Here is a 13,224-nt window from a genome sequence, read left to right as displayed (position 1 = left end):
ACAACGAAAACCTCAGTAACGGTGGTTTGTTAGTTCGGGAGGTAAAGGTGCAGGCCACAGCCCGCACCGACCGAGTTCATCAGGGCCTGTAACTGTGGGGGTGGGGGCGCGTTCGACCAGGCCCGCCAGTAGCGTTGCAGCGCGATCCACGGGGCGATCCAGGCGCGGACGGCCCGGATTGCCCGGGGCCAGGACGGCGCTGTGGGTTTCGGAGCGAGTGGCGGCCCCCTCTCTCCGGTGTCGTCGCGAGGCTGCGGCACCGGCGTGTTCGTCGACTCCTGTTCGGTGAACCAGGCGTCCCAGCAGAACGAGAACGCGCAGTTCACCAGGGTCTGGTGGCGGCGGATCGCCGTGTCGGAACGGACCTGGAAGTCGGCCTAACCCAACTCGTCCTTGACCTGCTTGTATCCCTGCTCGATCCAATGACGGATTCCGTGGATCCGCACGATTTCGTCCAGGTCGGCGGCCGGGTGCGGGGCCTCGTCCTCGCGCGGCCCGCCGGGACGGGGAAGGTTCGTGGCGAGGTACCAGGTGGCCTTGGCCGGCAGCGTCCCCGGATCGGCGGTGGCGACCACCAGCCGGGTCGTCCCGTCCGGGCCCCACCAGCCCAGCGTGGCATCGGCGGCCCACCACGTCTCGGTGTGCCCGTCACGGAAGGTGCGGATCACCGCGTTCCAGTCGCCCGGATCCCGCGGCCCACCCCAGGACAGCTCGCGGGCGGCATCGACCGGGGTGCGGGCCTGGTCGCCGTAGGCCCACGTCCCGCGCCGTGGCTTCAACGCCATCACGAACGGCAGTCCGGCCTCGCTCAGTTCGCCGCGGAAGCCGTCCTGGTCGCCGTACGCGCAGTCGGCGGCCACCGCACGGAACACGAACCCCGCGTCGTGGGCTTGCGCCGCCAACTCCGCTCCGATCCGCAGCTTGGTGCGGAACCCCGGGTCGTTCCGGCCCTTCGGGAAATGCCGGGCCGGCGTGTAGGGGACGGCGTGCAGCGGGTAATGGACCCGCTCGTCGGCCCACAGGGTGGTCACCGTGACGACCCCGTTGTCGGTCTTGCCCAGCCGTCCCAGCCATTGGCGGCCCACGTGCGCGGTCGCCGAGCCGTCCTTGCGGTCCCCGGAATCGTCGATCACCAACACCCCCGCCCCGTGCGGGGCGGTCGCCGGATCGGCGAGCAGCAGTTCCAGTCGACGGGCGTTGACCCGCTCGTGGTCCCAGGTCGACTCGGAGAGGAAGAACTGCAGCCGCTGCACCGCCCGATGTTGCGCGCCGACCACCGGCTCCGCCCCCGCCAGGCAGGTCAGCGTCTTGTTCCGGTCCCGCGGCGCCAACAACCCGACCAGGTACTCCCGGAACCCCCGCCGCTGAGCAAGCGTCCCGAACAGGTCGTCGAACCGGGCCGCATACCCCTCCAACGGCCCCGGCGCAGGCGGACACGGCACACGAGCGGTCACGGCACACCCCCGAACGGGCCCACAAATACTGCTACTTCACGGCATACTGCTAATCAGAGCCGCTGTCAACAAACCACCGGTAGTGCTGCGTTCCTCAAAGGGTGTACACGAACCGGCGTCGTAATGTGCGGGTCGGTGGGGCCGGTCTGCCCCAGATCCAAGGTCTGGCACGGGCGTTGAGTTGGACGGTCGCGAGGGTCGTGGCCTGGGCAATGTCGTCGGGGTTGGAAAACGAGCGGCCTGCCAGTGCGGCCTTGCGGAAGATGCGCCACCATCCCTCCTGCAGGTTCAACCAGCAGGCGCCGACCGGGATGAAGACATGGTGGATCCTGGGATGGTCGACGAGCCACTCCCGGGTGGAAACGCTGTTGTGGGAGGAGAGGTTGTCGGTGACGACCACGATGTCGCCGGTGGGGTTGGCGTCCTCGACGAGCCGGAGAAACTGCTGGTGGAAGCCGCTGTTGCGGGCCGAGGCGGTCATCGTGACCTCGGTCCCGTCGCGGACCCGCAGGCCTCCGTAGACCCAGGTCTTCTCCGGCCCGCGACTGTAGTCGAGCACGTTCTTGATGCGGTGTCCGTCCGGCGACCAACCCGGCGCCGGGGGGAACGCGCGCGGGATCACCGGGCCGAGTTCGTCGGCGCACACGACCGTGACGCCTTCGGGCGGGTCGGTGTAGAGCTCGACGATCCGCGTCCTTTTCCCGCGAAGTCCGGGTCCCTCGACCGAACCCACGACCGCGTACGGCGCCACCGCACCCCCTCCGCGAGCAGGATCCTGCGGACCTGACTTCGACCCACCACGATGCCCANGGGTGTTGATCGGGGTGGCGTCGGCGATCAAGCTGACGCCGTTGCTGTTCGTGCCCTATCTGTGGGTCACCGGCCGGCGCCGCGACGCGGTGCGCGCGGGCGTGTCGTTCGCGGCGTGTACGGGTCTGGCCCACGTGTTGTGGCCGGCCGCGTCGACGACGTTCTGGACCGACGCGATCTTCAGCACCTCGCGGATCGGGAATCTGGCCGCGCCCGGCAACCAGTCCCTCAACGGCGCGTTGATACGGGTGGGGGCGGTGCCGCCGGAACGCGCCGCGGCGTGGCTGGTCCTGTCGGCCCTGGTGTGCGCGGTGGCGTTGGTCGGTGCGCGTCAGTGTCACCGCGAGGGCCACGCGGCGCGGGGTGTGGTCGTGGTGGGGTGCGCGACGGTGGTGGCGTCGCCCGTGTCGTGGACGCACCACCAGGTGTGGCTGGTCCTGGCGGGCCTGCTGTTGGTGGCGGGCCCGCGCAGGGCTCGCATGGCGTGGGGTGTCGTGCTGCTGGTGGCCATGACGTTCAGTGTCGGCGGATGGCTCCCGGCCGGGTTCGCGCGCGAGAACGTGCGGTTGCTCGCGGCGCTCGCGGTGTGCACCTGGGGTCTCGCGCCGCTGCGGGACCGGGCTCCGGCGACGGTGGGGCTCCTGCCGGGTGTGCGTTTGGTCGTTCGTCCGCGCACGGCCATGGCCTACGCGGGTGTCGTCGCGACGGCCGCCGGCGCGGTGATGCTCCTCGTTCGGGAGTCGCCCGTCTCCGTGCGGTTCGAGACGCCCGACCAACATGACGAGGCCCTGTGGGGACCACCGACGGATGGATGCATGTCGTACATGTGGATACCGCGGGCGGACGGCACGGTCGGCTACGCGTGTGAGAGCGGCGTGGACGCGGCGAGCGGTCGACAGCTCAACTTCAGTGGCGGGTGGGGTGGTTCGAGTGGGATGGTGACGATCCAGGGTCAGGTCGGCCCGGAGGTGGCACGCCTGGTCTTCGTCCCCGTCGAAGGCACAAAGGCTCTCGACGTCCCCCTTCTGCCCCAACCCGGCCCCGGCAGTGGCCCCCTGCGCCTCCCCCGTCAAGGACCCCCCGGCATGATCGCGTCCGGACCGGTCGAGGACCGCCGATTCGCAGGCGCCCGAGGATTCTCCATAGCCGCCACCAACACGGACCACGCCTTGCTCCTGGCCTTCGGACGGGACGGAAAACTGATCGGAGACGGGGGCGCCAAACTTCGCACCGGTTGAGGCGGTCGGTGAACCCGCGGTCCGACCCAAAAGCCTGTTGAACCTCCACCTTCGGCGGCGCCTCGATTTCCCGTCGCCGGTCCCGCCGCGTCCCTTGGTCCTTCCCCGAGGCCACCGGGTGATCACGTGGCGGCGCGGGTCGGCGTGACGCCGGCACCGACCGCCACCCCGTGTTAACACCGGATAACCGATTCGGGTGACGTCACGGTAACCCGCTGCGGCGTAGACCGGTTGTCACGCCCCGCGCCGTCACGGCGGGGGGTGACCACACGACCGGCGGATAACTACGGGCGGGAGCAGCAGTGATGACGACGTTCGGGCGCATGGGATCGGGACGACCCCCGGCGCTGCCGTCGGTGGACGAGGTGGTTCCGGCGGGTGGCCTCGTCTTGAACACGCCCGGTTGCGAGGGTGGCGGCCCGACGAAGAGCAAGGTGGCCTCGGGCGGCGGCAGGGACGCGAAGGCCGAGTGTGACCGGCACAATTCCGTTCCGCCGTCCGGAATGGGGCAGGGTTTCGGACAGCCCGCGTAGTGGGGGCCTGGGCAACTGCGTTACTGGCAACGGCAATAGCCATATCAACGGTCCAGGCCATCAACGGTGACGTCGCCTTGGCCGACCACCCGGACTGGATCCGGAACACCCTCTCGGGACCGCGTCCGCAGCGAAGAAGGAAGCCGGCAATTCCCGCTTCATGTCGGGTGGTTCGAGCGATGAGGCGGCATTTGCCGCGTGCGGTCCACTGACCCGCGCACCGACCGAAACATCAGCAACGGAAAGGAGCCGGCAGTGACGTCACAGGACGGACACCGGATGGCCGAGGGAATGTCCCGGAGGCGGATTCTGGGAGCGATGGCCGCAGGCGCCGTGGCCTCGGCCGGGCCGGCCGGGCAGGCGTACGGCTCGCCCGTCCGGGCCCCTTCGGCCGCGGAGCGGGTGACCGGGCCGGTGAAGCGGCACATGGAGACACTCGATGTGATCGCTGCCCGGCACGGCGGCAACCGGGCGGCCGGCCTCCCCGGCTTCACGCACTCCGCTCTCTACGTGGAGGCGCAGTTGCACAAGGCCGGATACCGCACCCGGCGCCTGCCGGTCGGCTACGACCGCACGGATCACATACGGGACATCGTCGAACAGGTTCGCCCCCGGCAGCGCAGCGTCTTTCACACCGTGGCGCAAGGAGTCGCGGCCTCACCGGCCGGTGGGGACACCGGGGAGTTGGTCACGCCCCGCGATGCCTTCGGTGACGCCGCCGACAGTTGGGAGGGGATCGCCGCCCGCGGGAAGGTGGCGCTGTTGCAGCTGCGCCCGAACCTGCTGCGCGGTGCCCGCCGGGAGTACGTCGGCGGCGGATGCCACGGCGGCGGGGTGGTCGGGAGACAACGGATCGCCGCGGATCAGACCGAGTCCGCCCGCCGGGCCCTGATCAACGCCCGAGCCGCCGGCGTCCCGGCGGTGTTGTTCTACCTCGATCAAGCCGACATCCCGATCGGCCTGGTCTTCGACGCTCCGGGAGACGCCGAACTGCCGCCGGCGGGAGTCGTCTTCTCCAGCGACGCCACCGCGCTGCGCGAGGACATGAAAGCCGGCGGCACCACGGTGCGCGTCGAACTGGAGCTGCGACAGCGGCGTGTGGACACCTTCAGCGTGCTCACCGAGCCCCCGGACGCCACCGCCGCCAGACACCTGATCGGCGCGCACCTGGACAGCGTCCCGCAAGGCCCCGGCATCGACGACAACGGCTCCGGGTCCGCGTTGCTCCTCCACCTCGCCCACGTCTTCGCCGCCGAGCCCGCCGCCAATCCCGTGCAGTTCTGCTGGTGGGGCGGCGAAGAGGACGGCATGCGCGGCTCCCGCCGTTTCGTCGAGACCGAACCGCTCCAGCCGATCCGCGGCTACTTCAACTTGGACATGGTCGCCGCCCCCAACCACGTCATCGGCGTCTACGGCAACGGGCCGCAACGCCACTACATCGACCACTTCACCGCCATCGGTCAACCCTGGCTCGAAGGTCCCGTCGACGGCATGTCCGACCAAGTCCCCTTCCTCGACGCCGGGATTCCCGTCGCCGGGATCGACACGGTCCGCAGCGCACCCGCAGCCCTCAAAAGCGACCGTGAAGCCGAACTGTTCGGAGGTACGGCCGGCCAACCCTTCGACCCCAGGTACCACACCGCCGGCGACACCATCACCAACATCGGCACCAGAGCCCTCGCCATCTGCACCACCGCCGGCCGGGCCGCGCTGCGAGCCGTCAGCCGCTGACAGGTGAGAACCGCTCGCGCTTTCGAAGCGGATTCCGCCACGGACGCCGTTGAGTTCGTGAAGGCCGAGCCGGCACCGTGAAGTTCCTGAAGGCCGGCCGGCGCCGGGGCGGATCAACGGGGCTGTGATGTCGATGGGTTCGAGCTCCGGATCGGGCAATCCCGGTGCGGACGCCGGAGGTGGCGCGGGCGGGCGGGGCCGACGGATCCCGCTCGTGCCTCGTCCGCTCCAAGAAGTCCGGAACCGCGTCCGCCGCGTACGGGAGCCCGAAACCCGGAGGCGGCACACCGCGATAGGCGTCGGCTGCAGGGCCATCGTCTCCGAGACCGTGCGCGCCCACGGCCCGCGCCACTGCCACCAAGGCATCACCGGAAGACCATCCCAACTTTCCACACGGCTCTCGCCGACACGGCCGGGAAACGTTTGCTCCCGACCTGCGGCACCCCAGCCCACACCACCACCGACACACCGATCACCGCCCCTGGGATCACGACAATCGCGGGTCGGCGTTCTCCGTGTGGCGGGTCAAAGTCCCGCACCACCCAAGCCGGCGGGGTCGGTGTTGCCCAGAGGAGGGGTGGGTGGCCTGGCGTGGCGATACCGGACCAGGTCGTTTTCGGGAGGAAGGCCGGCGAGGCCGTCGAGTGCGACCCGGCCGACCGCGACCGCCCGCTCGTCCTCGAGTCCGTCGATCGCGGGCGGATGCCAGGGCTGCTCGCTTCGTATCCCGTGTATCAGCCGGGCACCGGCATCGGTGGGCACTTGCCCACCGACCCGACGAAGCATGCAGGCGACGCCGGTGATCGTGGACAGGGCCGTGTACGCCAGGACCGGCACGAGAACGGCACGGTGATGGGCGAGTTGCCATCCCACGGTCGCGCCGCCGGCCGCGAGGGTCGCCACCGACGCTCCAGCCCAGTACGTATGCGCGCGACGCGCCGTACGCAACAGGCGCGGGTGGTGGGCCAGTCCGTCGTAGGCCAGACCCACGCCCAACAGGTCGATCGACTCGGCGCGGTGCGCGTTGCCCAGGATCCGATGGACGGCTATCGGAGGGCCGCCGACGGAGGCCCCGAAAATCGCCGTCTCGACCCCGTCACCCCGGTGGAGGCGACGCCAGTCCGCATCCGGCGGATAAAGGAGCCCGTGAGGGGTGATCTCCAACCGCCCGCTCTCGTGCAGCAACGCGAGGACCGTCTCCACGACCCGGTGTGGCCCGCCCGCCAGATAGGCGACCTCGTACAACGTCACCGGTCCCGCGTCCGACGCCCGCGTCGGCTTGTGCGCCCGAAGGCGGCCGGCGGTGTGATGTGCCCACCAGACGAGACCACACAGCGACAGCCCGACCGCGACGAACCCGACGACCCACACGAACGCCCCCCTCGCACGACGATACTCCGCCGCCGGACGCCACGGATTTTGCGGCATCTGTGGCAGGCCACCGGCACAGTACGCTTCGCAGACCCGGCAGAGTGAGCGTCTTCGCCACCGTCATCCGCCGACAGGACCGGCCCACAGACCCGGGCGGCCACAGGAGCCATTCGGCAAGTCGGATACGAGGCTCGAGGCCACACCGTGGCGCTGTGCGGGCCACGGCGACCGGTGACAACGTCGCGGCCGCCCCGAGCCCGACCGCTTCATCGCCGACTGCGAACTCGTCGGGACCGTCTGGGTTGATCTCCGCGACCTGACACCGCAGTTGAGACTGGCCTCCAGTACGCGCTGAGGTGCTGGCGCGACGCCCGCACCGCCACACCGCCGCACCGCCGCGTGGTCGGCGGCGAGGACGTCGGCACCTGGGCACAGCGGCAGGCCGAGCCCGCCGTAGGGGCCAAACTCCGGACCGGGCACTCCGGCAACTCGACGAACTCGGCATCCGGCCCGAAGACGGCGCAGCGCAGGTCGTGACGGTCACAACCATGCGGGGAGGGCAATGCCGTTGGTGGTCGGGTGAGGGGACTCCCCATGACACAGGCCCTGGTGCTGCGGCAGCCTGACGGGCTGTCACGTCAGTTGGGAAGCCGGCCGACCGCAGGTGTTGCGGAAGTTCCGGTCCGATACGAATCTTCTTGGAAGGACCCATTCCTCATGCGTTTTCGCGCCCGCTTCGCTGCTGCCGTCATACCCCTCCTCGTGGTGACCGCCGCGTGCGGCGGATCGGAGGACGAGAAGGACGACGCGAAGGCCCCTGGTGTCGGCGGCGCCGCGGATGCGACCATCGGTGCCTCGGGCGGCGGTTCCGTGAGCAGTGGTGACATCTCCGCCGACACCAGGGGCCACACGCTCGTCGTCCCGGAGTCGGTCGACGCCTACACGAAGTCGGGACCGGGCACCACGCCCGGCGAGAAGGAGGGCGAGGGCCTCGGAGTGGCCAACGCCCGGGCGGTGTCCGGCGTTTACAACGCTCCCGGCACCGACCCCGGCAACCCGGCGAAAATCGGCGGCACGCGGCTGACCTTCAACGGCTTCTCCGGCGAGATCGCCGACCCCGCCGAGGCACTCGACAAATACCTGGCCGACGTCGGCAACAAGGGCCTGAAGGGCACCGGGAAGGCGCAGGGAATGGAGATACGGCCCGTCGCAAGCGCCAGGACCGTCAAGCCCGCCGGCTTCGAGGGCGCGCTGATGAAGTGCCAGGACATGAAGGTCACCCACAGCAGGGACGACGGAACTCCGAAGAACGGCGCGGACTTCCGATTCCCGGTCTGCGCCTGGGCCGACTACTCCACCCTCGGCGGCGCCAACGTCGTCGTCCTGGCGGAAATGACGATCGGCGGCAACGGCGTCCCGCAGGACGAGGTCGCCGCGTTGACCGCCAGGCTCTACACCACGGCCCGCCATAAAGCCTGACACGCAGCGGGGCATATCCGCATCCGGCGCAGGAGCCCTGTTCGAACTCCGAAGATCTCCACGAGCCTTCCGGTCGCGCCGACCCCGGTGAGCGTCGACAAAAGCCCCTCCCAACCGATGGGCTGCCGCTACCGTGATCGCCGGGGGGTGGCCGCGATGTCGCCGAGAAAGTGGTCTCTGGCCGTCTATCAACTTCTTGCCCTCGGCCTGCCCGCAGGGGCGATGATCGGCTACAGCGTACAGTTGCGCGCCTACCAGGACCGGTGCGATGCCTCGCAGCTCGAGCGTGGTCTGGTGGGCGGCGGCATGCTTGTCTTCCTCGTGTTCGAGCTGGGCATCCCGCTACTGCTGATCTGGGTCGTCGGAACCGTGCTGTCGCTCGCGACCACTGCGGTGCTGCGCGGCAGGCGGGCCGTGATCGCGGCGATCATGTGGGGGTGGCTGACCGGGAGTCTGGCCGTGGCCGTGATGACGCTGGTCGCGTGGATGGAGAACCTGTATCCGCTCGCGTCCATGAAGTGCTGAGTCCACCCGGGCCCGGGCCAGGCAATCACCGAGTCGGGTCGGGTGGCCTTGTTCACGCGGACCCGCCCCGACGCGGAGGCCGCGGGGCCGCGTGTGTGGCCGGCTCCGGACATGCGGCGTTACTGCTGGTGCCACCTGTCGTAGAGGTCGGAGGGGTCGCAGGGCGTCGTCTGCACGAGGGTGCCGTTGGCCACGCTGGGCGTCGACAGGCAAAGGCCGCTCGACACGTTCTGCCAGACGTCGTACCAGCCCGAGGGCGGCCCCGACGGATTGTCCGCGTAGTAGACGCGCCACTGCTGCGTCGTCGCGGCCGCGTTGCAGAAGGCCATCGTGACCGTGCCGGCTCCCGAGGCCGGCGCGGTGATGCACCGCCCCGTGCGTTGGTTGGTGAAGGTGAACAGGCCGGTCTGGGTGTTGAACCCTTCGAGCCACTTCTGTTCGGAACCACCGCTGCACGACCACATCTGTAGCTTCGCGGCGTTCTCGGTGGCGTTGTCGAGACAGTGGCTCGAGTTCCAGACATTGATCGGGCTGAAACCTGCTGCCTGCGCGGGGGAACCGACCACGGTGACGGCCGACATCGCCGACACCGCGGTGACGAGCGCGAACAGACGGCGCCGTAAGGACATACGTGTTCTCCGGGTTTCTCGCCGATGAACTGTTGGAGAGCCCGAACAACGCGCGGTTCATGCAGAGGTGATGGGCAGCGCTGGGTATGGTGGCGGTCGTAGGTCCGTTCGACGCAGAGCCCGGATGAGTTCGTCATCCGACAGGCGGAAGAAGCGGGGGGCAAGCCATGGTTGCGGATGCTCGAATCGAACGGGCCAAGGTTTTCTACCAGCGCAGTGTGATCGCCGGGGAGAACGACGGGCTCACCACGGCCGATCGCGAACTGGACGCGCTCGAAGCCGAGTTGGCCCTCGCACGGGGACGGATCCGACACGGCCGGTTCCTGGCTCGGCGGGCCGAGGACGAGACCGAGGAGCCCGGCGAACTGGCAGCATTCGAAAGAGCGTTGGAGTTGTTCCGAGCCTTGGGCGATATACGGGGCGAAGGCGAGTCGTTGTTCTGGATCGGTGCCGTCCATCAGGTCGTACGACGCGACCACGCCACGGCCGTACCCATCCTCGAACGCTCCCGCGACCTCGCGACGAAGGTCGGCGACAGGGAGATCGCGGCCGAGGCACTTCGCCATCTCGGCATCGCCGAACACGCCGCCGGTCGCCTGGGGGCGGCCCGGGAACACTTGACCCGGTCGTCCGAGATTCGCCGCGAGGCCGGACTGCCGGCCGGTGTCGCAGCGAACATGGTGGGCCTGGGCTACATCACCGCCGCCGAGGGTCGCCACGACGATGCGTTGTCGATCCTCGACGAGGCCCACGCGCTCGCGCTGGCTCATGGGGCGCACAACATCCTGCTTCAGATCGAGGAAGCCCAGGCGCACGTCCGTCAGATCCGCAATCGTGTTTGATCCGTGAGGCCACGGCCTACGGGCCTCGTCGTTTGCAGTGGCTGACGCGGGCTCGATGCCGGGCTCGGCGTCGCCGACGGGACCGGTTCGGGACATGCGCGATCGAAGCGGGTCACCGGTCGGCGAACAGGGCGATCATCGGCGCCGGCGGAATCCCCGGTGACCTCGAAGCGCACCAGGATCGTGGCGGCGAGCTTCTTGAGACGAGGTCGCCGGAGTGCGGTCCGCCGTTCAGGCCACCGGGCCTGGGGCCGCCGGTTCGGCGGCCGGGCCGCGGGAGGTGACGAGTCGGGCGCTGCCGTCGGCCAGTCGGTAGGACATGCCCACCACGGCCGTCCGTCCGGCTGCGACCTGGTCGGCGAGCACCCGGGAGCGGTCCATGAGGAGGTCGACGCTGTGCCGTATGTGCTCGGCGATGATGTCTTCGTCTCGGGTGAGGCCGGCTGCGCGGGCGGCCAGGACGCTGGGGGTGACGCGTTCGATGACGTCGCGCACGTACCCGGTGGCGGCGACGCCGTCGGCCACGGCGGCGCGGGTGGCGGCCACCGCGCCGCACGAGTCGTGGCCCAGCACCACGACCAGCGGGCAGTCCAGCACGCTCACGCCGTATTCGATACTGCCCAGCACCTCCGGACCCGCCACGTGGCCCGCGGTGCGGACGACGAACAGGTCACCCAGGCCCCGGTCGAAGATGATCTCGGCGGCCAGGCGTGAGTCGGAGCAGCCGAAGAGCACCGCGAACGGGCGCTGACCGGGTGCGGTCTCCGCGCGGCGCGCGGCGTCCTGGTTCGGGTGCTTCGGGGTGCCGGTGACGAAGCGCCGATTGCCGGCCAGCAGCAGCCCGACGGCTTCGGACGGGGTCAAGATCGAGGTGTCGGTCATGTGCGCAGGCTACGACGAACCGGCTCATCACCATGCCGGGGTCCGCGATGAGGACACGTCCGAGACGGCGTCGTATCGCCGGACGTTCCCGTAAGCCCGCGCGGTGACGTCTTCCGGCAGGATGCGCGAGCCTGGTCGGGCCGGCTCCACCGGTCGGCAGGACGTCGACCGATCCGACGACAGGGTGGCCGGATCAGCCGAGGGCGCCGTAGGCGGTCGGCGGACGGGCGGGTCTGCGCACCGCGGGACGCGGTCGTCAGCCGCGCCGAGCCGGTCGCCGCGTCGGGCGCGGTGTGGTTCCTGGGCGCCGACGCGAGCACCGCTCGCAGCGGGCGGTGACACGTGTAGCCCTGGTACGCAGGGGAGTTGCGGGCTTTAGCGGCGCGAAAACCAAACTCGGTTCGGCATTGACGATTGCAGGTGACTGGTGTGTGATCGACGCGCACCGGATGTAACCAACCGCCCTACAAGGGGGGTTGGTCGTCCTGCGCCGGCGGTTTCGCTTGTCACTGAGCACCGGTGCGGCTCGCTGACAGCCGGACATCCGCAGGCGGCAGGCACACCACAAACCGAACATGGGGGACGGCATGACCGAGTTCCAACCCACCCGCCGCGGCATTTTGAAGGCCGCCGGCGGTTTGTCCGCGGCGGCGGTGCTCGGCGGCGCGGGCGTCGTCGGGAGCGCCGCCGCGGCCCATGCGGTCGGCGACGGCTTCGGGCTGCGCGTCATCGACAGCAACGAGAGCGACCCGCGCCTGAAGTACTACCGCTTCAAGACGAGCCAGATCGGATGGACCACCGGCCCCGGTGTCAACGTCCTGCTGCCCGACGACTACGACAGCAGCGGCCGCAGGTACCCCGTCATGTACCTGTTTCACGGTGGCGGCACGGGCGCGGACTTCCGCAACTTCGACGTCCCGGGCGGAATTCGGGAACTCACCGCCGGCAAGCCGATCATCGTCGTGATGCCGGATGGCGGCGGCGCCGGCTGGTACTCCAACCCGGTCACCTCGTTCGTCGGTCCCCGCAACTGGGAGACCTTTCACATGTCCCAGCTCCTGCCGTGGGTCGAGGCGAACTTCCGGACCCATGCGGAGTACGACGGGCGGGCGGTCGCCGGCTACTCGATGGGCGGATTCGGCGCGCTGAAGTACGCCGCCAAGTACTACGGCCACTTCGCCTCGGTCAGCGCCCACTCCGGCCCGCCCAGCCTCCGCCTCAACGGCGGTGCCGTCGGCCACTGGGCCAACGCGTCCTCGGCCGCCATCGAACTGGGCGGCGGCACCGTCTACGGCGTCCCGTTGTGGAACGAAGCGCGGGTCAGCGCCGACAACGCGGTCGAGCGCATCCCGAGCTACCACAACAAGCGGATCTTCATGGTGGCCGGCACGGGAGCCGAGAACATCCCGTGGTTCAGCGCCTTCCAGGAGTCCCATGTCCTCGACGGCCAGCGCGAGTTCCGCGGCCTCCTCGACCAGGCGGGCATCCCCTACACGGCCCACGAGGTTACCGGAGGCCACACTCTCCGTTGGCACCTCCTCGCCGAGGACATCGACGGCATCGTCGCCCACCTTCGCCCGGCGGCCTAGGCCACCTACGCCGACCGGCTGTACTGCGTCATCCTGGGCGACGGCGCCCGCGCAGACCTGTACTGCCGCTCGTACGACGGGACGCCCCGGGCGCCGTTCCCGAGGATTCCCATGCCAAGCCCGGCCCGCGTCACCCCGGGC

At 69.8% G+C, this 13,224-nt stretch carries 10 protein-coding genes and 1 pseudogene; 6 read left to right on the top strand and 5 right to left on the bottom strand.

Annotated elements, in window-relative coordinates; translation table 11 throughout:
* Positions 1-12: 12 nt before the first annotated feature.
* Positions 13-1,454, bottom strand: a pseudogene (locus A3IC_RS56025) (IS701 family transposase).
* 94 nt (positions 1,455-1,548) lie between these two features.
* Complete coding sequence (locus tag A3IC_RS0122970; protein WP_020552405.1) at positions 1,549-2,205, bottom strand: IS630 family transposase; 657 nt, start codon at positions 2,203-2,205, stop codon at positions 1,549-1,551.
* 61 nt (positions 2,206-2,266) lie between these two features.
* Here A3IC_RS0122970 and A3IC_RS62540 point away from each other — a divergent pair, with 61 nt between their 5' ends.
* Positions 2,267-3,502, top strand: coding sequence for a glycosyltransferase 87 family protein (locus A3IC_RS62540; protein WP_020552404.1), 1,236 nt, complete (start codon positions 2,267-2,269; stop codon positions 3,500-3,502).
* A gap of 788 nt (positions 3,503-4,290) precedes the next feature.
* Complete coding sequence (locus A3IC_RS0122955; protein ID WP_158696062.1) at positions 4,291-5,766, top strand: M28 family peptidase; 1,476 nt, start codon at positions 4,291-4,293, stop codon at positions 5,764-5,766.
* Positions 5,767-6,291: 525 nt separating this feature from the next.
* Here A3IC_RS0122955 and A3IC_RS0122950 read toward each other — a convergent pair.
* Positions 6,292-7,137: a TIGR04222 domain-containing membrane protein gene (locus tag A3IC_RS0122950; protein ID WP_026218608.1), complete on the bottom strand. Its 846-nt coding sequence runs from the start codon at positions 7,135-7,137 to the stop codon at positions 6,292-6,294.
* 717 nt (positions 7,138-7,854) lie between these two features.
* On the opposite strand from A3IC_RS0122950, the gene A3IC_RS56015 reads away from it, so the two are divergent.
* Positions 7,855-8,616 (top strand): hypothetical protein, encoded by a 762-nt coding sequence (locus A3IC_RS56015; protein ID WP_052173726.1) that lies wholly within the window; start codon positions 7,855-7,857, stop codon positions 8,614-8,616.
* Positions 8,617-8,772: 156 nt separating this feature from the next.
* A complete protein-coding gene (locus tag A3IC_RS0122940; protein ID WP_158696061.1) occupies positions 8,773-9,141 on the top strand; it encodes a hypothetical protein in 369 nt (122 codons plus the stop codon).
* A gap of 119 nt (positions 9,142-9,260) precedes the next feature.
* Here the strand turns inward: A3IC_RS0122940 and A3IC_RS0122935 are convergent, their stop codons facing one another.
* On the bottom strand, positions 9,261-9,770 hold the full coding sequence (locus A3IC_RS0122935; RefSeq protein ID WP_020552399.1) for an RICIN domain-containing protein: 510 nt from the start codon (positions 9,768-9,770) through the stop codon (positions 9,261-9,263).
* A 167-nt stretch (positions 9,771-9,937) separates the two neighbouring features.
* On the opposite strand from A3IC_RS0122935, the gene A3IC_RS0122930 reads away from it, so the two are divergent.
* Positions 9,938-10,612, top strand: coding sequence for a tetratricopeptide repeat protein (locus A3IC_RS0122930; protein ID WP_040877046.1), 675 nt, complete (start codon positions 9,938-9,940; stop codon positions 10,610-10,612).
* Between the two features lie 231 nt (positions 10,613-10,843).
* Here the strand turns inward: A3IC_RS0122930 and A3IC_RS0122925 are convergent, their stop codons facing one another.
* Positions 10,844-11,494: a carbonic anhydrase gene (locus A3IC_RS0122925; RefSeq protein ID WP_020552397.1), complete on the bottom strand. Its 651-nt coding sequence runs from the start codon at positions 11,492-11,494 to the stop codon at positions 10,844-10,846.
* Between the two features lie 587 nt (positions 11,495-12,081).
* On the opposite strand from A3IC_RS0122925, the gene A3IC_RS0122920 reads away from it, so the two are divergent.
* Complete coding sequence (locus A3IC_RS0122920) at positions 12,082-13,083, top strand: alpha/beta hydrolase (protein WP_026218606.1); 1,002 nt, start codon at positions 12,082-12,084, stop codon at positions 13,081-13,083.
* The last annotated feature ends 141 nt before the right edge of the window (positions 13,084-13,224 follow it).

Source organism: Embleya scabrispora DSM 41855, from assembly GCF_000372745.1.
Lineage (GTDB): Bacteria > Actinomycetota > Actinomycetes > Streptomycetales > Streptomycetaceae > Embleya > Embleya scabrispora.
This window is presented reverse-complemented; position numbering and strand designations above follow the sequence as displayed.

Excerpts from the sequence above, each read along its gene's own strand:
- A3IC_RS56015 (WP_052173726.1), top strand. The coding sequence starts at position 7,855 with ATGCGTTTTCGCGCCCGCTTCGCTGCTGCCGTCATACCCCTCCTCGTG.
- A3IC_RS0122940 (WP_158696061.1), top strand. The coding sequence starts at position 8,773 with ATGTCGCCGAGAAAGTGGTCTCTGGCCGTCTATCAACTTCTTGCCCTC.
- A3IC_RS0122935 (WP_020552399.1), bottom strand. The coding sequence starts at position 9,770 with ATGTCCTTACGGCGCCGTCTGTTCGCGCTCGTCACCGCGGTGTCGGCG.
- A3IC_RS0122930 (WP_040877046.1), top strand. The coding sequence starts at position 9,938 with ATGGTTGCGGATGCTCGAATCGAACGGGCCAAGGTTTTCTACCAGCGC.
- A3IC_RS0122925 (WP_020552397.1), bottom strand. The coding sequence starts at position 11,494 with ATGACCGACACCTCGATCTTGACCCCGTCCGAAGCCGTCGGGCTGCTG.
- A3IC_RS0122920 (WP_026218606.1), top strand. The coding sequence starts at position 12,082 with ATGACCGAGTTCCAACCCACCCGCCGCGGCATTTTGAAGGCCGCCGGC.